Source organism: Micromonospora sp. DT47, from assembly GCF_049844475.1.
Taxonomy (GTDB): Bacteria; Actinomycetota; Actinomycetes; order Mycobacteriales; family Micromonosporaceae; genus Micromonospora.
Genome location: NZ_JBNCLC010000022.1, coordinates 66082 through 84978, shown reverse-complemented (window position 1 = coordinate 84978; position 18897 = coordinate 66082). Strand labels below are relative to the sequence as shown.

Here is an 18897-nt window from a genome sequence, read left to right as displayed (position 1 = left end):
GGGAGGACGTTGGTCCGCTACCGTCAGCCGGGCGAACGGCACAGTGTGGACTGGGACGGCACCACGTACGGATTCCACCGGATCGGCGGGAACGCCGACCAGCACTGGGCGCTCTGGCGCCGCGACGGCTGACCGTCCCCCCGGCTTCCCCCGTGCGCCGGGCGTCCCCGGTGTCCGGTCACCCCGGCACCGTCCGGGCGGGGCGACTGGCCGCCGCAGCGGCGCCGGGCGAGGATGGCAGCGACAGAACCCGAGCAAGGAGCACGACGATCAGCAGGAAACCACAGCCGGAGGGCGGGCAGGCGCCCGTCGTCCAGCGCATCCGGATCCGGTACGCCAAGCGGGGACCGTTGCGGTTCACCTCGCACCGGGACTTCGCCCGCGCCTTCGAGCGCGCGCTGCGCCGGGGCGGCGTACCGGTCGCCTACTCCCAGGGCTTCACCCCGCACCCGAAGATCTCCTACGCCAGCGCCGCCCCGACCGGGGTGGCCAGCGAGGCGGAGTACCTCGAGATCGGGCTCCAGGCGGTGGTCGACCCGGAGCAGCTGCGCGCCGCGCTGGACGCCGCGCTCTCGCCCGGCCTGGACGTCCTGGACGCGGTGGTGGCCGGCGGCGGGAGCCTCGCCGACCGGATCGAGGCGTCACACTGGCGGATCGAGTTGCCCGAGGTCGATCCGGCCGTCCTGGAACGGGCGGTTTCGGCCTTCGTGGCCGCGGACGAGGTGCAGGTCGAGCGGATGACCAAGCAGGGCCGGCGTACGTTCGACGCCCGCGCGGCCGTCATGCGCATCGATGTGGTCCCGCCGACGGAGATGCCTTCCGGGGACCCGGGCGTGTCGTGTGCGATACTCGAACTGGTCGTGCGGCAGGTCACCCCGTCCGTACGGCCCGATGACGTCCTTTCCGGCCTCCGCGTGGTGGCCGACCTGGAGCCGCCGGTTCCCCCGAGGGTGATCCGGCTGGCACAGGGCACGCTGACCGCGCAGGGCGCGATCGTGGATCCGTTGGAAGCGGATCGCGGCGGGGCACCCATCGGAGAGCACTGACCCCACGTCAGCGCTCTGGCAGGCAGACTTCGGCGGTCGCGCATCTCGCGTGCCCGGCGGAAACACCTTCGCGGCAACCCTGCGTGGCAGCGCTCACCCGCGCCCGGGGCAGCCAGAACTGGAGAACCTCCATGCTCGAGAACGAGCCCGAGGGCGGCGAACGGACCGGTTCACAGCCGGCCGGCGACGCCGCCGACAGCACCACCGGGAGCACCCCGGAAGCCGCGCCGACGCGCCGGCGCACCACCCGGCGGCGGGCCGCCCCGCTGAACCAGCCGGAGCAGGCCGAGGCGCCCGCCGAGGCGCCGGCCGCCGCCGCGTCGGCCACCGACGAGACGAACCAGGCCGAGGTGATCGCCCCGGTCGCCGGTGAACTGGACACCGCGCCGAAGACCACCCGTCGCCGGCGCAAGGCCACGCCCGCCAAGGCGGCCGAGGAGCCGGTCGTCGCCACCGACGCGGAGGAGGGCTCCGCGGAGCTCGTACCGCCGGTCAAGGTGACCCGTACCCGGCGGAAGAAGGCCGCTCCGGCTGAGCCCGCCGTCACCCCGGCCGAGCCGGTCGAGGTCACGGCGCCGGCCGAGGCCGAGGAGGAGCCCGCCGTCGAGGCGGCGGCACCCACCGAGCCCACCGTCGTCGACGAGGAGAACGCGCCCGCCGCCGGGACCGCCCGCGAGTCCGCCACGGCCGAGCCGGCCGTCGCCGCCTCCGGCGCCCAGAGCCGGGCCGGGGAGGTCCCGCCCGGCGTCGCCGTCACCGGCGGCGAGCAGGCGGAGGCCGCCGAGCCGGAGCCGCGCACCCGCCGTCGCCGGGCAGCGCTCTCCGCGCCCACCGTGCTCTTCATGGCCCCGCAGCCCGACGAGCTGCCCGCCGTCCGGGTGGTCGAGCCCGGCCCCGCGGCCGAGCCGGCCGCCGAGGAGCCGGCCGAGACCGGCCGGCGTCGCCGGCGGGCCCGCCGGGAGGCCGAGCCGGTCGAGGCGGCCGAGGAGGCCCCGGCCGAGGAGGAGCCCACCGGCGAGGCCGAGGAGGGCATCGACACCGAGGACGAGGACGACGAGGAGACCGCCGCCGCTCGCCGCCGCCGTCGTCGTGGGCGCCGGGGCCGCGGTCGCGGCAAGGGCGGCGTCGACGACACCGAGGACGAGGAGGCCGAGGAGGCCGCCGAGGCGGAGGCCGAGGGCGGCGAGGCCGAGGAGGCCGAGGAAGAGGAGGGCGAGGGCGACGGGGTGACCCGCCGTCGTCGCCGTCGTCGCCGCCGGGGCGCCGGGGACGTCGAGGGGGGCGCCGACGACGGCGTGCCCACCGTGGTGAAGATCCGTGAGCCGCGCAAGGCCGTCGACGAGGTGCAGGGCGTCTCCGGCTCGACCCGGCTGGAGGCCAAGCGGCAGCGCCGCCGGGACGGCCGTGAGCAGCGGCGTACCCGCCCGCCGATCCTGAGCGAGTCGGAGTTCCTGGCCCGCCGGGAGGCGGTCGACCGGGTGATGGCGGTCCGCCAGCGCGGCGACCGCACCCAGATCGCTGTCCTGGAGGACGGCGTGCTGGTCGAGCACTACGTCACCCGCAACTCCTCCGCCACCATGGCCGGCAACGTCTACCTGGGCAAGGTGCAGAACGTCCTGCCCAGCATGGAGGCGGCCTTCGTCGACATCGGGCGCGGCCGCAACGCCGTCCTGTACGCCGGCGAGGTCAACTGGGACACCGCCGGCCTGGAGGGGCGGGCCCGCTCGATCGAGCAGGCGCTGCGCTCCGGCGACTCGGTGCTGGCGCAGGTCACCAAGGACCCGATCGGGCACAAGGGCGCCCGGCTGACCAGCCACATCGCGCTCTCCGGACGGCACCTGGTCTACGTGCCGAACGGCAACGCCTCGGGCATCAGCCGGAAGCTGTCGGACACCGAGCGCAAGCGGCTGCGGGACGTGCTCAAGAAGCTGGTGCCGGATGGCGCCGGGGTGATCGTCCGTACCGCGGCCGAGGGGGCCAGCGAGGACGAGCTGGCCCGGGACGTCAAGCGGCTCCAGGCGCAGTGGGAGGACATCCAGGCCAAGGCGGCCGAGGGTGGCGCCCCGGTGCTGCTCTACGAGGAGCCCGACCTGGTGATCCGGGTGGTCCGGGACCTGTTCAACGAGGACTTCCGCGAGCTGGTGATCGAGGGCGAGCAGTCGTACGACATGGTCGAGTCGTACCTGTCGCACGTCTCGCCGGACCTGGTCGCCCGGCTGCGCCGGCACGTCGGCGCCACCGACATTTTCGCCGACTACCGGATCGACGAGCAGATCATCAAGGGGCTGGACCGCAAGGTCTACCTCCCCTCCGGTGGCTCGCTGGTGATCGACCGCACCGAGGCGATGACCGTCATCGACGTCAACACCGGCAAGTACACCGGCTCCGGGGGCAACCTGGAGGAGACGGTCACCCGCAACAACCTGGAGGCGGCCGAGGAGATCGTCCGGCAGCTGCGGCTGCGCGACATCGGCGGCATCGTGGTGATCGACTTCATCGACATGGTGCTGGAGTCGAACCGGGAGCTGGTGCTGCGCCGGCTGACCGAGTGCCTGGGCCGGGACCGCACCAAGCACCAGGTCACCGAGATCACCTCGCTCGGCCTGGTGCAGATGACCCGCAAGCGGATCGGCGCGGGCCTGCTGGAGGCGTTCAGCGAGCCCTGCGAGTGCTGCAAGGGCCGCGGCCTGATCATCCACACCGAGCCGGTGCCGGAGAAGCCGCGTACCGGCGGCCCGGGGGAGAAGGTCAAGGCGGTGGCCGCCGCGGTCACCACCCCGACCACCGAGCAGCCCGATGCCGGTTCGTCCCGGCGTCGTTCCCGCAAGGGCGCGGCGGTGGAGCGCACCGTGGCCGAGACCACCGAGAGCCCCGAGGCGACCGACGCCGGCACCGACGCCGAGTACCACGACACCATGGGCTACGACCTGTCCCGGTACGAGGCGGAGACCCCGGCCGCGCCGACCGTCGCCGACGCCCAGGAGGGCGAGTCGGCCCGGCTGGCAGGGACGGACGACCCGGACGCGATCGGCGACGCCGACGAGGAGAGCGGCGAGGGCGGCACCGGCCGGCGCCGGTCCCGCCGCGGCGGCGCCCGTCGACGGACCCGTCCGTGACGCGCTGACCGCCCGACGCCCAGCAGGGCCCTTTCCCCGGCGACCGTGCCGGCGGGAGGGGCCCTGCCGCGTCATCCACCCCGGGGCTACGATCGGTCACCCCCGGGCTAGGAGAAGACCATGCGCCGCCTGTTAGCCGCCATCGTGGTGACCACCGCCCTGCTGACCGGCGCCGGCTGTTCCGACGACCGATCGGACAACCTCGCCGGCCCCGCCATCTCCGCCGCGCCCACCGTCGTCCCGTCGGTCCCGGTCAGCGGCTCCCCGGCCGGGGGCAACGGGCCGCAGATCTGCGCGGAGGCGGAGCAGGCCTCCTCGACGGCCGTCCGCACGTACGTCGAGGAACTGGGCAAGATGATCGCCGCGGTCGGGGCGAACGACAGCACGGGGGCGGAAACCGCCCGGAAGCGGGCGGAGGGCGCGTTGACCGCCTGGCGCTCGGCGCTGCGGCAGGAGTCCGCCCGGGCCACCGACCCGCAGCTGAAGACCCTGCTCACCGACCTGGCCGCCGAGGTCGGCATGCTCGGCACCGACGTCGAGTCGATCGACGAGACGGAGCTGGACCGGCTCCAGCAGCGCCTCGACCAGCTCTGCGCCCGCTGAGACCAGCTCTGCGCCCGCTGACCGGCCGCCGGCCGGGCCCGGTTTGGGCGTCGGCCGGTGCATGGCGTACTCTTTCCTGCGGCGCACTTTGGTGTGCCGAGTTCCCGCTTGCCCGCGCCGCCGGTGTCACAGCTACCCGGCGAGTTGCCGTGGGAACGACCGCCAGCAGCCTCAACGACAGGGAGTCCGCCTCCGATGTACGCGATCGTCAAGACCGGCGGCAAGCAGTACAAGGTCGCCGAGGGCGACGTGATCGAGGTCGAGAAGCTCGCCGGTGCCCCCGGCGACGCGGTGAAGCTCACCGCGGTGCTCCTCGTCGACGGTGACGACCTGGTGACCGACGCGACGAAGCTTGCCTCGGTCGCGGTGTCCGGCGAGATCGCCGCGCACACCAAGGGCCCGAAGATCCGGATCCACAAGTTCAAGAACAAGACCGGCTACCACAAGCGCCAGGGTCACCGCCAGCCGCTGACCCAGGTCAAGGTGACCGGCATCTCCAGCGGGAAGTAGGTCGTCCTCCAATGGCTCACAAAAAGGGTGCGTCCAGCTCGCGTAACGGTCGTGACTCCGCGGCCCAGCGACTCGGCGTGAAGCGCTTCGGTGGTCAGGTCGTCAGCTCGGGTGAGATCCTCATCCGTCAGCGTGGCACCAAGTTCCACCCCGGTGACCTGGTCGGCCGCGGCGGAGACGACACGCTCTTCGCGCTGGCCGCCGGTGCGGTCCAGTTCGGCACCAAGCGCGGCCGCAAGACCGTCAGCATCGTGCCGCAGCAGTAGTTCTCTGGCGAAGCGGGCCGCGGACCTCGTGTCCCGGCCCGCTTCGTCTTTTCGCGTGCGAGGGCGTACCTCGCTGGAAGGATTGGCGTCGTGACGACGTTCGTTGACCGGGTCGTCCTGCACATGCTGGCCGGCGACGGCGGGCACGGCTGTGTCTCCATCCACCGGGAGAAGTTCAAGCCCTTCGGCGGCCCCGACGGGGGCAACGGCGGGCACGGCGGCAGCGTCTCGCTGGTGGTCGACCCCCAGGTGACCACGCTGCTCGACTTCCACTTCCGCCCACACCTCAACGCCGAGAACGGCAAGGGTGGCGCCGGCTCGAACCGGGACGGCGCCAACGGCCACGACCTGGTGATCAAGGTGCCGAACGGCACTGTCGTGCAGAACCTCGACGGTGAGGTCCTGGCCGACCTGGTCGGCGCGGGCACCACGTTCGAGGCGGCCCGGGGCGGGCGCGGCGGCCGGGGCAACGCCTCGCTGGCCAACGCCCGGCGCAAGGCCCCCGGCTTCGCCGAACTGGGCGAGCCCGGCGACCGGCTGGACGTGGTGCTGGAGCTGAAGAGCGTCGCCGACGTCGGGCTGGTGGGCTTCCCGTCGGCCGGCAAGTCGTCGCTGATCTCGGTGATCTCCGCCGCGAAGCCGAAGATCGCCGACTACCCGTTCACCACCCTGGTGCCGAACCTGGGCGTGGTCCGGGTCGACAACCACACCTTCACCGTCGCCGACGTGCCGGGCCTGATCCCGGGCGCGGCCACCGGCAAGGGGCTCGGGCTGGAGTTCCTCCGCCACGTCGAGCGCTGCGCCGTGCTGGTGCACGTGGTGGACACCGCGACGCTGGAGCCCGGCCGGGACCCGCTCGCCGACATCGACACCATCGAGGCCGAGCTGGCCGAGTACGGCGGCCTGGCCGACCGGCCCCGGCTGGTGGCGCTGAACAAGGTCGACGTACCGGACGGGCGGGACCTCGCCGACATCGTCCGGCCGGACCTGGAGGCGCGCGGCTTCCGGGTCTTCGAAGTCTCCGCGGCCACCCGCGAGGGGCTCAAGGAGCTCATGTACGCGATGGCGGAGCTGGTGGAGCAGTCTCGCAGCGCGGCGCCGCCGGCCGAGCCGACCCGGATCGTCATCCGCCCGAAGGCGGTCGACGACGCCGGCTTCACCATCGAGGCCGAGGCCGACGGCTCCTTCACCGTCCGGGGCAGCCGTCCCGAGCGCTGGGTGCGCCAGACCAACTTCGACAACGACGAGGCCATCGGCTTCCTGGCCGACCGGCTGGCCCGGCTCGGCGTGGAGGAGAAGCTGGCCAAGGCCGGTGCCAACCCGGGTGACCTGGTGCGGATCGGCGACCGCGAGTTCGACTGGCAGCCCACCCTCTACGCCGGGGTGGACTTCGTCCCGGGCAACCGGGGCACCGACCTCCGGCTGGAGGACAAGTCGACCCGCGCCTCGGCGGGGGAGCGGTTGGCCGCCCGCAAGGCGCGCCGGCAGCGCCCCGCCGACGAGGTGGAGGCGGCCGGCGGCCTGGACGCCGATCTCTCCGACGACCTGGACGACGACGAGGACCGGGAATAGCTCGATTCCGGCCGTGTTCGGGTCGATCGCCGGAAACCTTCGCGAAATCGGCTCGGCCTAGCGTGGGATGATGCTGATCGAGTCCCGTCCCGTCACCGATCCGGAGATCGGCGCCCTGGTCGTCGCCCAGCAGCGGGAGTTGCGTGAGGCCGACGGCGGCCTGGACGGCCAGGTCACCGTCACCCACGAGGACATCCACTACCTGGCGGTGGTGCTCGGTGGCCGGGCGGTGGCCTGCGGCGGGATCCAAGCGCTCGACGCGGACACCGGCGAGCTGAAGCGGATGTACGTCCGCCCGGCGTACCGGGGGCGAGGCATCGCCCGGCAGTTGCTGCCCGCGCTCGAGGAACTGGCCTTGCAGCGCGGGCACTCGGTGCTCTGCCTGGAGACCGGCACCTACCTGCCGGCCGCGATCGGCCTCTACACCTCGTGCGGCTACGAGCCGATTCCGGTCTACGGCGAGTACGTCGGCAACCCGTACAGCGTCTGCTTCGCCAAGCGGCTGCCGGTCACGGCCTGAGCGGTCGCCGCCAGGGCGGACGCCTCAGGCGCCGGTCTCGGCGTGCGCGGCGGTGACCGGCTTGGACTCCGGCGAGGCGTGCTGGCGCAGGAAGATGCTCAACACGATCAGCGTCCCCACGGCGAGGAACTCGCTCTGCCAGTTCTGCATCGACTGGAACCAGAAGTCGCTGGTGCCGAGGAACTGCCAGGCGCTGATCGGGGCGGCCCCGCTCTGCAGTGCCTGCTGCTCGTTGTAGTCCACCACGCCGCCCAGCAGGTGCCCGACGAACGAGCCGAGGAAGATCAGCAGCAGCGCGAGCGAGAGGCTGTTGCGGTAGACCGCCAGCGGCAGCCCGCCGACGCGGACCGGCCAGGGGGAGTCGGGCTTCGCCCGGCGCTCGTCGTCCTCCGGTCGGTCGGTCTGATCCTCCGGCTTCGACTCGGCCGAACCCTTCTGCACCAGGTACGCGGTGAGCAGCACGTAGCCGCCCATCTGGAGGAACTCCGACTCCCAGTTCTCGAAGACGGACTCGGCGAAGTGGCCGGTGCCGAGGTACGCCAGCCAGCTCAGCGGCTGCGCGCCGTACCCGGCCAGCTCCTCGTTGTGGGTCTGCCAGCCGAAGACGCTCTGCAACGCCAGGAAGACGAGGAACGCGCCGAGCATCGCGACGGTCAGCGCGTTGCTCCGGATCCACCGCGGCATCGGGACCTCCTCGTCTCGCGCATCGAGATCTTCCCGATGCCCCGTCCGGCGAGTGGTCAAACTCCGACACGCTGGACCATCCGGGCAGGTCAGTCGCGGCTGAGTGTGATCAGGGGCGGTCGATCGGGGTGTCCGGTCGGCCGCCGGTGCCCACGTCGTTGGAGAGCAGCAGGCCGAGACAGAGCATGCCGAAGCCGAGCGCCAGGTGCAGCCAGTTGCCCGCGTCGTTGACCGGGATGAAGTTGGCCGTGGCCTCCCGGTCGATCGCGAAGCCGTAGAGCCAGAGCGCCAGGTAGAGCGCGCCGCCGCCGGCCAGGAAGAGCCGGGCGCCGACCACCCTGCGGGCCATCGCCAGGCCGACCAGGCCGAAGAGCAGGTGCAGCGCGTTGTGCAGGACCGACACCTGGAACAGGCCGAGCAGCTTCGCCCCCGAGTGGTGACCGGCGAAGGTCAGCTCGTCGTAGTGGGTGGTGATCCCCGGAACGAAGCCGAGCACGCCGATCAGCGCGAAGACGGCGGCCACCGCGGCGGCGACCGCCTTGATCCGGGGCCTCGGGCCCGCCGGGGCGCGCCCGCGCACGTCACGTGCCATCGATGTCACCTCCGTGGATCAGCTGCCGGCCGGGGCCGGACGACCCTCCATTGTGTGATCGCGCCCGGTCCTTTCCGCAGAGAAATGACGAATCAGGCATGGACCCGACGACTGGGGGTAGGGACTTGGATACGCCGACGTCACGGTCGGCGGGTTCCCCCAAGCGCAGAACCGCGACGAGTGTCCGAGCGGAAGGGACATCATGACTTACGATCTTTCACCCACGACTTCCACCTACGGGCAGGGGCAGAGCAACGGCGGCGGCGCCCGGGACCAGGCCCGTCAGGTCGGATCCGAGGCCGCCAACGCGGGCGGCGCGGTCGCGCAGACCGCCAAGGAGCAGGGCCACGAGGTGGTCGGCGAGGCCAAGCGCCAGGCCCGCAACCTCTACGGCGAGGCCCGCAACCAGCTCGCCGGCCAGACCGGCGAGCAGCAGCGCCGGGCCGCCGGCGGCCTGCGCTCGCTGGCCGAGGAGATGCGCTCGATGGCGCAGAACAGCGGCCAGCCCGGTCCGGTGACCGAGCTCGCCCACCAGGCCGCCGACCGGGTGCACGGCGTGGCCGGCTGGCTGGAGGAGCGGGAGCCGGGCGATCTGATCCACGAGGTGAAGGACTACGCCCGCCGCAACCCCGGCACCTTCCTGGTCGGGGCCGCCCTGCTCGGCGTGGTCGCCGGCCGGCTGACCAAGGGCCTCACCTCGGCGAGCGACGGCCAGAGCGGCGCGCCCGGCCGGTACGGCTCCACCACCGGCCACACCGACCCGGACCAGACCGCGGTCATCCCGACCCCGCCGGCGCCGCGCGCGGTGCCGGACGCGGTCCCGGCGGCCGGCTACCTGGACCCGACCCCGGGCACCTACGCCGAGCCGGACCCGGGCTACTCCGGCCAGGGCGCGGCCCACCCGGACCGGGGCACCAGCACCAGCTACGCCGACCCGGCCGGCGGCACCGGCCAGCCGCTGCCGCCGGTGACCCAGACCGACCCGCTGCCGGGCGTCCCGTCCAGCGGCACCACCCGTCCGTGAGCGCACGAGTCATCCGAAGGGAGGCGGCGGCATGAGCATGCCGACGCAGGGGTCCGGACTGGACTCCGGGTACCACCCCGCGGGTGCCCCGCACACCGCGGACGAGGTGCGGGGCAGCTCACTCGGTGAGCTGATGCGCCAGGTCACCACCGACCTGTCCACCCTGATGCGGCAGGAGGTGGAGCTGGCCAAGGCCGAGATCCGCCAGGAGGGGAAGAAGGCGGGCAAGGCCGCCGGTCTCTTCGGTGGCGCCGGCTTCGGCGGCTACATGGTGGCGCTCTTCCTCTCGCTCGCCCTCTGGGCCGGGCTGTCCAACGTGATGGACGCCGGCTGGGCCGGGCTGATCGTCGCCGTCATCTGGGCGGCCATCGCCGCGGTCCTCTACTCCATGGGCAAGAAGAACGCCGAGCGGATCCGCGGCCTCAAGCAGACCAACGACAGCGTGCAGCGGATCCCCGACGCGCTGAAGCCTCACCCGGAGGGAGTAACCCGATGAGCACCGATCCCGACCAGATCCGCCGGGAGATCGAGGCCACCCGCACCAGCCTCAGCACCGACGTGGACGCGCTGGCGTACAAGGTCAGCCCCAGCCGCATCGTCGACGACCGCAAGCAGCGGGCGCGCAACGCGCTGCAGAATGTGAGGGACAAGGTTATGGGCACCGCTTCCGACCTCGGCCACGGCACCGGTCACGCCGCCCACTCGGTCGGCGACCGCGCCTCCTCGACGGCCTCCACCGTCGGCGACAAGGCCCACTCGGCCGCCTCCACCGTCGGTGACGCCGCCCAGCGGGCCCCGCAGGTGATCCGGCAGAAGTCCGAGGGCAACCCGGTGGCCGCCGGCATGATCGCGTTCGGCGTCGGCATGCTGGTCTCCTCGCTGATCCCGGCCACCCGCCGCGAGCAGCAGCTCGCCACGCAGGTCAAGGAGAAGGCCAACGAGCACAGCGGCGCCGTCAAGGAGAAGCTGGCCGAGGCCGCGAGCGAGTTCAGGGAGGAACTGCGCGAGCCGGCGCAGCACGCCACCGAGTCGGTGAAGTCCACCGCGCAGGACGCCGTGCACGCGGTCAAGGATGACACCCGTTCCGCCGCGCACGACGTCAAGGACCAGGCGCAGCAGTCGCGCGAACAGGTCCGGTACTGACCGGTTCGTCGCACACCGCAGCTCGCGGCCACTCCCGGCGTCCGCCGGGACGTGGCCGCGAGCTGTCTGCGTCCCGGGCCGGCCGCGTTGGATGGGTCAAACTGGGGCGTTTCGACGGTCCCTCGCCGGGTAGCGCTCCGGGATGCGGGTGTCCATCCCCGGGCGCCCCGGGCGGAGGAGACGTGATGACCAGCAACGGAACGAGGTGGGCGCTGCTCGGCGCCACCGCCGTGACCGCGGTCGGGGTCGGCCGGGTGGTGGCCCGACGACGGCGCCACCAACCCGACCGGCAGGGCGGCTGGTATGTGGTGCGGCGCGGGATCACCGTGGACCGGCCGATGGACGCCGTCATCGGTTTCTGGACCGACCGGGAACGGCTGGACCAGGCCCTGGCCGAGTGGGCCACCCTGGAACAGCTCGACGAGAACCGGTGGCGCTGCGTGGCCAGCGACCCGGCCGGCGGCGGCACCGAGTGGCGGGCCGAGATCACCGTCGACGGCCCGGGCCGGCTGAGCTGGCGGGTGACCGACGGACCGGTCCCGCAGGAGGGGCACGTCGACCTGGCCACCGCGCCCCAGGACCAGGGCACCGAGATCCGGGCCGAGCTGCGTTACCGCACCGGTGGGCCGCTGCGCCGGGCGCTCGGCCTGGCCCGGGGCGACGAGCCGGACCTGGGCCTGCGGGACGCGCTGCGCCGGATCAAGTCGCTGGTCGAGAGCGGCCAGATGATCGACACCCGGCGAGACCCGTCCGGGCGGACCCCGGCGCAGGAGGCGGCGACCGACAAGGTCCGGGAGAAGCGGACGACGGGAGGGCGGGCGTGAGGGCGCTCTGCTGGGAAGGTGTCGGCAAGCTCGCGGTGCGGGACGTGCCCGAGCCGCGGATCCGGGCCGAGGGGGACATCATCGCAAGGTCCGGGCCAGCAGCGTCTGCGGATCCGACCTGCACCTGATCAACGACTTTCTGCCGGCGATGCGGGAGGGCGACATCCTCGGCCACGAGTTCATGGGCGAGGTGGTGGAGACCGGGCGCGGCGTCCAGCGGCTGAAGGCCGGCAACCGGGTGGTGGTCGGCTCGGTGGTGGCCCCACCGACCGGCCCACCTCGGTCCGGCAGGCGATCATGGCCTGCCGCAAGGGCGGCACGGTCAGCATCGTCGGGGTCTACGGCGGGCTGGTCGACAAGTGCCCGCTCGACGCGGCGATGAACAAGGCCCTGAGCGGCGCGGGCCGGGCGTCGATTCGATCTGCGCGGTCCGGCGCCGGTCAGTCGGTGCGGCGGACGTCGTCGATCAGGAATCCGCTCGGCGGCATGGTCGGTATCCGGCTCAGGTCCAGCGCCAGGTCCTGCGGCGGCACCTCGTAGCGCATCGCGCCGGTGAGCAGGGTGACCGCCCGCTTCATCAGCTCGATGGTGATCCACTCGCCGGCGCAGCGGTGCCCGCCGAGGTGCTCGCCCCCGCCCTGCGGCACGAAGCCGTACGGGTCGCCCCGCCAGCCGGTGAACCGCTCCGGGCGGAACCGTTCCGGCTCGGGCCACAGCTCCGGGTGGTGGTTGGTGCCGTACAGGTCGAGCAGCACCCGGCGGCCCTCCGGGAAGTGGTGGCCCTGCCAGTCGAAGGAGCGCCGGACCCGGGCGGCCGCCACCGGGAAGAACGGGTAGTAGCGGCGCACCTCCTGGACGAAGCACTCGGCGACGTCGTCACCGGCGCGGACCCGGTCCCGCCAGGCCGGGTGGTCGTGCAGGGCCAGCGCGGCGAAGACCACGTACCGGTCGACGGCGACGGTGGGGCGCAGCACGTTGAGCAGCTCCACCGCGGCGATCCGGCGGGGCAGCAGCTCGCCCCGCGCGCCCCGATGCTCGGCGATGACCCGAAGCGCGCTCCCCTCGGGGGCGGGCAGCGTGCCCACCCGGGCCCGCTCGACCACGTCGGCGATCCAGTGCTCGCCCCGGCGGCGGCCGAGCAGCCCCCGCCAGTGCCGGGGGCCGACCGCGACCGATCCGTCGATCATCGCGTGCAGCTCGTCGGTGCGCCGGGCGACCTCGCCCTCGGCCAGCGGTACGCCCGTCCAGGCGCAGACCGCCCGGGCGAGGATCCGGCCCACCTCGTCGTAGAGCCCCAGCTGGCCGGACCGCTCCCACACCGGGATCCGGGCCCGCCACTCGTCCTCGACGAGGTCGCCGAGCCGACGGACCGCGGAGGGCGTCATGAGCGACATGAACATGCCCTTGCGGTCGGCGTGCGCCCGGCCGTCCAGCCCCTGCACGCCGCCGCGACCCGTCAGCGTCCGCTGCCCCCGCGTCGACACGGCGCCGGCGCGGTGGAAGCGCTCCGGGTCGTAGAAGAGCGCCGCCGCCGGTCGGCCGCGCAGGCAGATGGTCGGCTCCAGCAGCAGCCGGGTGGCGAAGACGTCGCTGCCGTAGCGCTCGCAGCGGGAGCTGATGAACCGGTACCCCTCGCGGAGGAACGCCAGCGTGCTCTCCGGGCTGCGGTCGACGGGGGTGGTGGCCATCGGATGCTCCTGACACGGGTGACGTTTCGGCCGTTCTGGTCGGTCGTCTACCCGGGTCGGGACCGCACAATCCCCTCCGGCGGCGGACCCGGCGGCGCCGTCCGCCGGGTGTGGGCCAGCGGGCGGGTCGTCCGCTGGCCCCTCCCACGGCGCCGGAAACCTGGTTGGCTCGTCCCCGGGCCGGCAGCGGGTGTCCGGCCGGCGTCGACCACGGGGAGGACGGATGCGGCAGAACAGGCCGCCGTACTGGCGGCAGCGGCGGGCGGTCGAGGCGATCGGCGGCGGTCGCGGCGGGGCGGGCCGCCGCCCCGACGACCCGCCGTTGATCTCGGCGCCCCGGCGGGCGCCCCGGCCACCCCGACGCTTCACCGCCCATCTCGGCTTCGAGGCGGACGGGCCGGAGCAGGCCCGCGACCTCGCCGTCGCGTACGCCGAGGCGCTGAGCCTGCTCCGCCCGGAGCTGGCGCTCGGCGCGGCCGCCCTGTCGCCGGCCGACGCCTGGCACCGGGCGGAGCGGCTCTTCTGCGGCGCGGTCGGGCCGGACGGCGAGCGCTGCGCGGACGTGGCCGGCCATCCCGGTTTCCACCACGCCCCGGGGCCCGGCGGGCTCGGCTGGGGCGAGGGCGACGGATGAGCCGCGCCCGGCGGTCAGTCCAGGTCGAACTCGCCGTCCTGGGCTCCGGCCACGAAGGCGTCCCACTCGGCCTGGGTGAAGACCAGCACCGGGCCGTCCGGCTCGGCGGAGTTGCGCATGCCGATCAGGTCGTCGACGAAGGCCACCTCGACCGCGCTGTCGGTGGTGTCACCCTCGGCCCGCTGCCAGACCGCCCGGGACAGGTCGAAATCGCCCTTGGGGTGCTGACCCATTGTTCGTCCTCCATCACCACGCGTCGTGGGGAAGCCGGTCCGGCCCCCGTCGGGCAGGATAAGCGGATGCCGAGCCTGACCCGTGTAGAGGCAACCGCGCGTCGCGCGCTGATCACCGTCGAGTCCTACCAGGTGGACCTCGACCTGACCGGTGGCGGCGAGCGGTTCCGCTCGACCGTCACCATCCGCTTTCGGGCCACCCCCGGCGCCGGGACCTTCGCCGAGGTCAGACCCGCGGCCCTGCTCGGGGTACGCCTCAACGACCGCGACCTCGATCCGGGCACGCTGGACGACAACCGGCTGCCGCTCTTCGGCCTCGCCGCGGAGAACACGCTCACCGTCACCGCCGAGATGGCGTATTCGAACACCGGCGAGGGGATGCACCGCTTCGTCGACCCGGCCGACGGCGAGACCTACCTCTACGCGATGTCCTTCCTGGACGACGTGCAGCGCATCTTCGCCGCCTTCGACCAGCCCGATCTGAAGGCCCCGGTGACCCTGTCGGTCACCGCGCCGCCGGAGTGGACCGTCGCCGCGAACGGCCAGCTCGCCGAGAGCCCCCGCCCCGGCCGCTGGGAGTTCGCCCCGACCGCGCCGCTGTCCACCTATTTCGTCTCGCTGATCGCCGGGCCCTGGCACGTGCGCCGCGACTCCCACGACGGCATTCCGCTGGGGGTCTACTGCCGCCGCTCGCTCGCCGCGCACCTGGACGCCGACATCGACGAGATCTTCACCGTCACCAGGCAGTGCCTGGACCGCTTCCACCAGCTCTTCGCCCAGCGCTACCCGTTCGGCAAGTACGACCAGGCGTTCGTCCCCGAGTTCAACGCGGGCGCGATGGAGAACCCGGGCCTGGTCACCCTCCGCGACGACTACGTGTTCCGCTCGGCGGTCACCGACACCGAGCGGGAGGTGCGGGCGACCACGATCGCGCACGAGATGGCGCACATGTGGTTCGGCGACCTGGTGACCATGCGCTGGTGGGACGACCTCTGGTTGAACGAGTCGTTCGCGGAATACCTGGGCACCCGGGTGACCGCCGAGGCGACCCGGTTCGACCAGGCGTGGACCACCTTCGCGATCCGCCGCAAGGCGTGGGGGTACGCCGCCGACCAGCGTCCGTCCACCCACCCGGTCGCCCCGGAGGAGGTGGCCGACGCCGCGCAGGCGCTGCTCAACTTCGACGGCATCTCGTACGCCAAGGGCGCCAGCGTGCTCCGGCAGCTGGTCGCCTGGCTCGGTGACGACGCCTTCCTCGCCGGGCTCAACGCCCACTTCGCCGCCCACCGCTTCGGCAACGCCACCCTCGCCGACCTGCTCGCCAGCCTCAGCGCCGCCGGCGGTCGGGACCTCAGCGACTGGGCGGAGTGCTGGCTGCGCCGGTCCCAGGTCAACACGCTGCGGATGGAGACCGCGGTGGACGCCGACGGCCGGTGGACCGGCGCGGCCGTGGTGCAGACCGCGCCGGAGGCGTACCCGGTGCTGCGCCCGCACCGCGTCGGCGTCGGCCGGTACGCCGCCGACGGCGCGGCGCGCCGGTTCGAGGTGGATCTGGACCCGGACGCCGACCAGGGGCGCACCGCGCTCACCGAGCTGGTCGGCGAGCCGGCCACCGGCCTGCTGCTGCCCAACGACGGCGACCTGACCTTCGCCAAGATCCGCCTCGATCCCGCCTCCGCCGACGCGGTGCCGATGGTGCTGCCCGGCCTGGACGACCCGCTGGCCCGGGCGCTGCTCTGGGGCGAGGCGCTGGACGCGGCCACCGACGGGGAGCGCCCGGTCGCCGCCGTGGTGGCGTTGATCACGGCGGCGCTGCCCGCCGAGACCGAGGTGATCATCGCCGAGGAGGTGCTCGGGCGCAGCCGCGTCCTGGTCGACCGCTACCTCGACCCGCTGGCCCGGGACGCCGCCCTGCTCCGCATCGCCGGGTCCGCCGCCGCGCTGCTCGCCGGCGCCCCCGCCGGCGGTTCGTTGCAGCTCGCCGCCGGGCGGGGCCTGATCGCCGCCACCGCCGACGCGGACCTGCTGGCCGGCTGGCTCGCCGGTGACGGGGCGCCAAAGGGGCTGACGGTCGACGCCGAGCTGCGCTGGGCCCTGCTGCGCCGGATGGTGGTGCTCGGCGCGGCCGGCGAGACCGAGATCGCCGCGGAGGCGGCGGCGGACCCGAGCGCCACCGGCGCGGAACGGGCCGCCCGCTGCCGGGCGGCGCTGCCGGAGGTGTCGGCCAAGGAGGTCGCCTGGGAGATCATCACCCGCAACACCGATCTCTCCAACCGGCTGGTCGAGGCGGCCGCCGAGGGCTTCTGGCAGCCCGAGCAGGTCGAGCTGACCGCCGGGTACGTCGACCGGTACTTCACCGACATGCCGGAGGCCGCGCGGCGGCGTACCCCGTGGGTGGCCGACCGGGTGGCGGGCCTGGCCTTCCCCCGCTACGCCGTGGCGCAGCCGACCCGGGAATCGGCCGCGGCGCTGCTGGCCCGCGACGACCTCACCCCGGGCCTGCGCCGGGTGGTGACGGACGCCGACGACGATCTGCGGCGGGCGCTGGTGGCCAGGACGGCGGTGGCCGCGGCGGCCGCGTGACGGGCAGGTGTCCGGGACGGTACGGCGGCCCGAACGGGTCGCCGGCCGGCCCCGGCCTACGATCAACGGGTGGAGGAAGACATCCGGCGGATCGGGATCATGGGCGGCACTTTCGACCCGATCCACCACGGGCACCTGGTGGCGGCCAGCGAGGTGGCGGACCGGTTCGGCCTGGACGAGGTCGTCTTCGTCCCCACCGGTCAGCCCTGGCAGAAGGCGGACGAACCGGTCAGCCCGGCCGAGGACCGCTACCTGATGACGGTGATTGCCACCGCCTCCAACCCCCGCTTCCAGGTCAGCCGGGTCGACATCGACCGCGGCGGCCACACCTACACCGTCGACACGCTGCGTGACCTGCACGCCGAGTACGGCCCGAAGGTCCAGCTGTACTTCATCACCGGCGCGGACGCGCTGGAGCGGATCCTCTCCTGGAAGGATCTGGACGAGATCTTCGAGCTGGCCCACTTCATCGGGGTGACCCGCCCGGGCTTCGAACTGACCGACAAGCACCTGCCCGCCGACACGGTCAGCCTGGTGGAGGTGCCGGCGATGGCGATCTCCTCCACCGACTGCCGCGCCCGGGTGGGCCGGGGGGAGCCGGTCTGGTACCTGGTGCCGGACGGGGTGGTGCAGTACATCGCGAAACGGCGCCTCTACCAGCCATGAATCCGCGCGGTCTGTGGTGTTTCGTCCCCGTAATCGACCAGAACTGACAAGTCGTCGCACCGCCGGGTATGAGACGCTTGGAGAGTCGCACGGTTGATCGAAGGAGAATGGTGACAGTTTCCGAACGCGCTCACGAGCTGGCGATGGCCGCCGCCCAGGCTGCGGCCGACAAGAAGGCACAGGACATCGTCATCATCGACGTGGGCGACCAGCTCGCCATCACCGACGCTTTCCTGGTCGCCTCGGCCCCCAACGAGCGTCAGGTGCTGGCCATCGTCGACGCGATCGAGGAGCGCCTGCTCGAGCTGCCGGAGAAGGCCAAGCCGGTCCGCCGCGAGGGCCAGCGGGGCGGCCGCTGGGTGCTGCTCGACTACGTCGACATCGTGGTGCACGTCCAGCACACCGAGGAGCGGGAGTTCTACGCCCTCGACCGGCTGTGGAAGGACTGCCCGCAGATCGAGTTCGTCGACCGCGACCTGGTTGACGCCGACGCGACCGGCTCCGTCTCCGCCGAATGACCCGGCTGATCGTCTGGCGGCACGGCAACACCGACTGGAACGCCGCCAGCCGCGTTCAGGGCCAGACCGACGTGTCGCTGAACGACCTCGGCCGGGAGCAGGCCCGGGCGGCCGCGCCGCTGCTCGCCGCGCTGCGCCCCGACGTCATCGTGGCCTCCGACCTCAGCCGGGCCGTGGACACCGCCGCCGCCCTGGCCGAGGTCACCGGCCTGCCGGTACGCACCGACGCCCGGCTCCGTGAGCGGTACTTCGGCCTGTGGCAGGGGCTGGCCCTCACCGAGGCCGCCGCGCGCTTCCCCGAGGAGTACGCCCGCTGGCGGGCCGGCGACCCGGACCCGGGTGCCGAGATCGAGACCCTCGACGACCTCGGCAAGCGGGTCGGCACGGCCTTCCAGGACGCCGCCGACCTCGCCGCCGGCGGCACCGTCGTGGTGACCACCCACGGCGGCGGGGCCCGGCAGGGCGTCGGCCACCTGCTCGGCTGGGACCACGCGGTGCTGCGCACCGTCGGTTCGCTGGCCAACTGCCACTGGACCGAGTTGCGGTACGACGACGGCGTGACGCGGCGTGCCGCCCCGGGCTGGCACCTGCGCTCCCACAATGTCGGCCTGATCACCCGGCCGGCGTCGACCGAGCCGGTCTGAGTCCTCCGGCCCGGGCGTCCGGTCCCGTCAT

At 73.3% G+C, this 18897-nt stretch carries 22 protein-coding genes; 18 read left to right on the top strand and 4 right to left on the bottom strand.

The features are described from left to right. Nucleotides 1-9 precede the first annotated feature (9 nt). The 8 genes from ACLQ2U_RS26060 (at nucleotide 10) to ACLQ2U_RS26025 (ending at nucleotide 7633) form a co-directional block, all read left to right on the top strand. Nucleotides 10-132: a hypothetical protein gene (locus ACLQ2U_RS26060; RefSeq protein WP_425753518.1), complete on the top strand. Its 123-nt coding sequence runs from the start codon at nucleotides 10-12 to the stop codon at nucleotides 130-132. Between the two features lie 194 nt (nucleotides 133-326). Further along, nucleotides 327-1046 (top strand): TIGR03936 family radical SAM-associated protein, encoded by a 720-nt coding sequence (locus ACLQ2U_RS26055; RefSeq protein ID WP_425753566.1) that lies wholly within the window; start codon nucleotides 327-329, stop codon nucleotides 1044-1046. Between the two features lie 131 nt (nucleotides 1047-1177). Next, a complete protein-coding gene (locus ACLQ2U_RS26050) occupies nucleotides 1178-4162 on the top strand; it encodes an Rne/Rng family ribonuclease (RefSeq protein ID WP_425753516.1) in 2985 nt (994 codons plus the stop codon). 120 nt (nucleotides 4163-4282) lie between these two features. Then, on the top strand, nucleotides 4283-4765 hold the full coding sequence (locus ACLQ2U_RS26045) for a hypothetical protein (protein WP_425753515.1): 483 nt from the start codon (nucleotides 4283-4285) through the stop codon (nucleotides 4763-4765). 195 nt (nucleotides 4766-4960) lie between these two features. Beyond that, nucleotides 4961-5275, top strand: a complete 315-nt coding sequence (gene rplU, locus ACLQ2U_RS26040) for a 50S ribosomal protein L21 (protein ID WP_425753513.1) — start codon at nucleotides 4961-4963, stop codon at nucleotides 5273-5275. Nucleotides 5276-5286: 11 nt separating this feature from the next. Next, a complete protein-coding gene (gene rpmA, locus ACLQ2U_RS26035; RefSeq protein WP_425753511.1) occupies nucleotides 5287-5541 on the top strand; it encodes a 50S ribosomal protein L27 in 255 nt (84 codons plus the stop codon). Nucleotides 5542-5631: 90 nt separating this feature from the next. Next, nucleotides 5632-7113: a GTPase ObgE gene (gene obgE, locus ACLQ2U_RS26030; protein WP_425753509.1), complete on the top strand. Its 1482-nt coding sequence runs from the start codon at nucleotides 5632-5634 to the stop codon at nucleotides 7111-7113. 70 nt (nucleotides 7114-7183) lie between these two features. Next, nucleotides 7184-7633, top strand: a complete 450-nt coding sequence (locus ACLQ2U_RS26025; RefSeq protein ID WP_425753507.1) for a GNAT family N-acetyltransferase — start codon at nucleotides 7184-7186, stop codon at nucleotides 7631-7633. Between the two features lie 24 nt (nucleotides 7634-7657). Here the strand turns inward: ACLQ2U_RS26025 and ACLQ2U_RS26020 are convergent, their stop codons facing one another. Both ACLQ2U_RS26020 and ACLQ2U_RS26015 read right to left on the bottom strand, forming a co-directional pair. Next, nucleotides 7658-8317 (bottom strand): DUF6766 family protein, encoded by a 660-nt coding sequence (locus tag ACLQ2U_RS26020; RefSeq protein WP_425753505.1) that lies wholly within the window; start codon nucleotides 8315-8317, stop codon nucleotides 7658-7660. 109 nt (nucleotides 8318-8426) lie between these two features. Further along, complete coding sequence (locus ACLQ2U_RS26015) at nucleotides 8427-8909, bottom strand: DUF4383 domain-containing protein (protein WP_425753503.1); 483 nt, start codon at nucleotides 8907-8909, stop codon at nucleotides 8427-8429. A gap of 202 nt (nucleotides 8910-9111) precedes the next feature. Here ACLQ2U_RS26015 and ACLQ2U_RS26010 point away from each other — a divergent pair, with 202 nt between their 5' ends. The 5 genes from ACLQ2U_RS26010 (at nucleotide 9112) to ACLQ2U_RS25990 (ending at nucleotide 12282) form a co-directional block, all read left to right on the top strand. Continuing rightward, nucleotides 9112-9933 (top strand): hypothetical protein, encoded by an 822-nt coding sequence (locus ACLQ2U_RS26010; RefSeq protein ID WP_425753501.1) that lies wholly within the window; start codon nucleotides 9112-9114, stop codon nucleotides 9931-9933. Between the two features lie 31 nt (nucleotides 9934-9964). Beyond that, a complete protein-coding gene (locus tag ACLQ2U_RS26005; RefSeq protein ID WP_425753499.1) occupies nucleotides 9965-10429 on the top strand; it encodes a phage holin family protein in 465 nt (154 codons plus the stop codon). Beyond that, nucleotides 10426-11076 (top strand): DUF3618 domain-containing protein, encoded by a 651-nt coding sequence (locus ACLQ2U_RS26000; protein ID WP_425753497.1) that lies wholly within the window; start codon nucleotides 10426-10428, stop codon nucleotides 11074-11076. Before ACLQ2U_RS26005 ends, ACLQ2U_RS26000 begins: the two co-directional genes overlap by 4 nt. Nucleotides 11077-11261: 185 nt before the next feature. Continuing rightward, nucleotides 11262-11900: a cyclase gene (locus tag ACLQ2U_RS25995; protein ID WP_425753495.1), complete on the top strand. Its 639-nt coding sequence runs from the start codon at nucleotides 11262-11264 to the stop codon at nucleotides 11898-11900. 7 nt (nucleotides 11901-11907) lie between these two features. After that, entirely contained in the window at nucleotides 11908-12282 is a 375-nt protein-coding gene (locus ACLQ2U_RS25990) for an alcohol dehydrogenase catalytic domain-containing protein (protein WP_425753564.1), read from the top strand. 58 nt (nucleotides 12283-12340) lie between these two features. On the opposite strand, the gene ACLQ2U_RS25985 is transcribed toward ACLQ2U_RS25990, so the two are convergent. Continuing rightward, nucleotides 12341-13588, bottom strand: a complete 1248-nt coding sequence (locus tag ACLQ2U_RS25985; RefSeq protein WP_425753493.1) for a cytochrome P450 — start codon at nucleotides 13586-13588, stop codon at nucleotides 12341-12343. A gap of 223 nt (nucleotides 13589-13811) precedes the next feature. Here ACLQ2U_RS25985 and ACLQ2U_RS25980 point away from each other — a divergent pair, with 223 nt between their 5' ends. Continuing rightward, nucleotides 13812-14222 carry a hypothetical protein gene (locus ACLQ2U_RS25980; RefSeq protein WP_425753491.1) on the top strand — a complete coding sequence of 137 codons (411 nt, stop codon included), beginning with the start codon at nucleotides 13812-13814 and terminating at the stop codon, nucleotides 14220-14222. Between the two features lie 14 nt (nucleotides 14223-14236). Here the strand turns inward: ACLQ2U_RS25980 and ACLQ2U_RS25975 are convergent, their stop codons facing one another. Next, nucleotides 14237-14455 carry a DUF397 domain-containing protein gene (locus ACLQ2U_RS25975; RefSeq protein ID WP_334490961.1) on the bottom strand — a complete coding sequence of 73 codons (219 nt, stop codon included), beginning with the start codon at nucleotides 14453-14455 and terminating at the stop codon, nucleotides 14237-14239. Nucleotides 14456-14521: 66 nt separating this feature from the next. On the opposite strand from ACLQ2U_RS25975, the gene pepN reads away from it, so the two are divergent. The 4 genes from pepN (at nucleotide 14522) to ACLQ2U_RS25955 (ending at nucleotide 18866) form a co-directional block, all read left to right on the top strand. Then, nucleotides 14522-17038 (top strand): aminopeptidase N, encoded by a 2517-nt coding sequence (gene pepN, locus ACLQ2U_RS25970; protein ID WP_425753489.1) that lies wholly within the window; start codon nucleotides 14522-14524, stop codon nucleotides 17036-17038. Nucleotides 17039-17107: 69 nt separating this feature from the next. After that, complete coding sequence (nadD, locus tag ACLQ2U_RS25965) at nucleotides 17108-17704, top strand: nicotinate-nucleotide adenylyltransferase (protein WP_425753487.1); 597 nt, start codon at nucleotides 17108-17110, stop codon at nucleotides 17702-17704. Between the two features lie 110 nt (nucleotides 17705-17814). Further along, nucleotides 17815-18222 (top strand): ribosome silencing factor, encoded by a 408-nt coding sequence (gene rsfS / locus ACLQ2U_RS25960; protein WP_425753485.1) that lies wholly within the window; start codon nucleotides 17815-17817, stop codon nucleotides 18220-18222. After that, complete coding sequence (locus tag ACLQ2U_RS25955) at nucleotides 18219-18866, top strand: histidine phosphatase family protein (RefSeq protein ID WP_425753483.1); 648 nt, start codon at nucleotides 18219-18221, stop codon at nucleotides 18864-18866. The genes rsfS and ACLQ2U_RS25955 overlap by 4 nt, the downstream gene beginning before the upstream one ends. Nucleotides 18867-18897 lie beyond the last annotated feature (31 nt).

Coding starts and splice junctions, on each gene's coding strand:
- ACLQ2U_RS26050 (WP_425753516.1), top strand. CDS start 1,178: ATGCTCGAGAACGAGCCCGAGGGCGGCGAACGGACCGGTTCACAGCCG.
- ACLQ2U_RS26045 (WP_425753515.1), top strand. CDS start 4,283: ATGCGCCGCCTGTTAGCCGCCATCGTGGTGACCACCGCCCTGCTGACC.
- rplU (WP_425753513.1), top strand. CDS start 4,961: ATGTACGCGATCGTCAAGACCGGCGGCAAGCAGTACAAGGTCGCCGAG.
- rpmA (WP_425753511.1), top strand. CDS start 5,287: ATGGCTCACAAAAAGGGTGCGTCCAGCTCGCGTAACGGTCGTGACTCC.
- ACLQ2U_RS26025 (WP_425753507.1), top strand. CDS start 7,184: ATGCTGATCGAGTCCCGTCCCGTCACCGATCCGGAGATCGGCGCCCTG.
- ACLQ2U_RS26020 (WP_425753505.1), bottom strand. CDS start 8,317: ATGCCGCGGTGGATCCGGAGCAACGCGCTGACCGTCGCGATGCTCGGC.
- ACLQ2U_RS26015 (WP_425753503.1), bottom strand. CDS start 8,909: ATGGCACGTGACGTGCGCGGGCGCGCCCCGGCGGGCCCGAGGCCCCGG.
- ACLQ2U_RS26010 (WP_425753501.1), top strand. CDS start 9,112: ATGACTTACGATCTTTCACCCACGACTTCCACCTACGGGCAGGGGCAG.
- ACLQ2U_RS26005 (WP_425753499.1), top strand. CDS start 9,965: ATGAGCATGCCGACGCAGGGGTCCGGACTGGACTCCGGGTACCACCCC.
- ACLQ2U_RS26000 (WP_425753497.1), top strand. CDS start 10,426: ATGAGCACCGATCCCGACCAGATCCGCCGGGAGATCGAGGCCACCCGC.
- ACLQ2U_RS25995 (WP_425753495.1), top strand. CDS start 11,262: ATGACCAGCAACGGAACGAGGTGGGCGCTGCTCGGCGCCACCGCCGTG.
- ACLQ2U_RS25985 (WP_425753493.1), bottom strand. CDS start 13,588: ATGGCCACCACCCCCGTCGACCGCAGCCCGGAGAGCACGCTGGCGTTC.
- ACLQ2U_RS25980 (WP_425753491.1), top strand. CDS start 13,812: ATGCGGCAGAACAGGCCGCCGTACTGGCGGCAGCGGCGGGCGGTCGAG.
- ACLQ2U_RS25975 (WP_334490961.1), bottom strand. CDS start 14,455: ATGGGTCAGCACCCCAAGGGCGATTTCGACCTGTCCCGGGCGGTCTGG.
- pepN (WP_425753489.1), top strand. CDS start 14,522: ATGCCGAGCCTGACCCGTGTAGAGGCAACCGCGCGTCGCGCGCTGATC.
- ACLQ2U_RS25955 (WP_425753483.1), top strand. CDS start 18,219: ATGACCCGGCTGATCGTCTGGCGGCACGGCAACACCGACTGGAACGCC.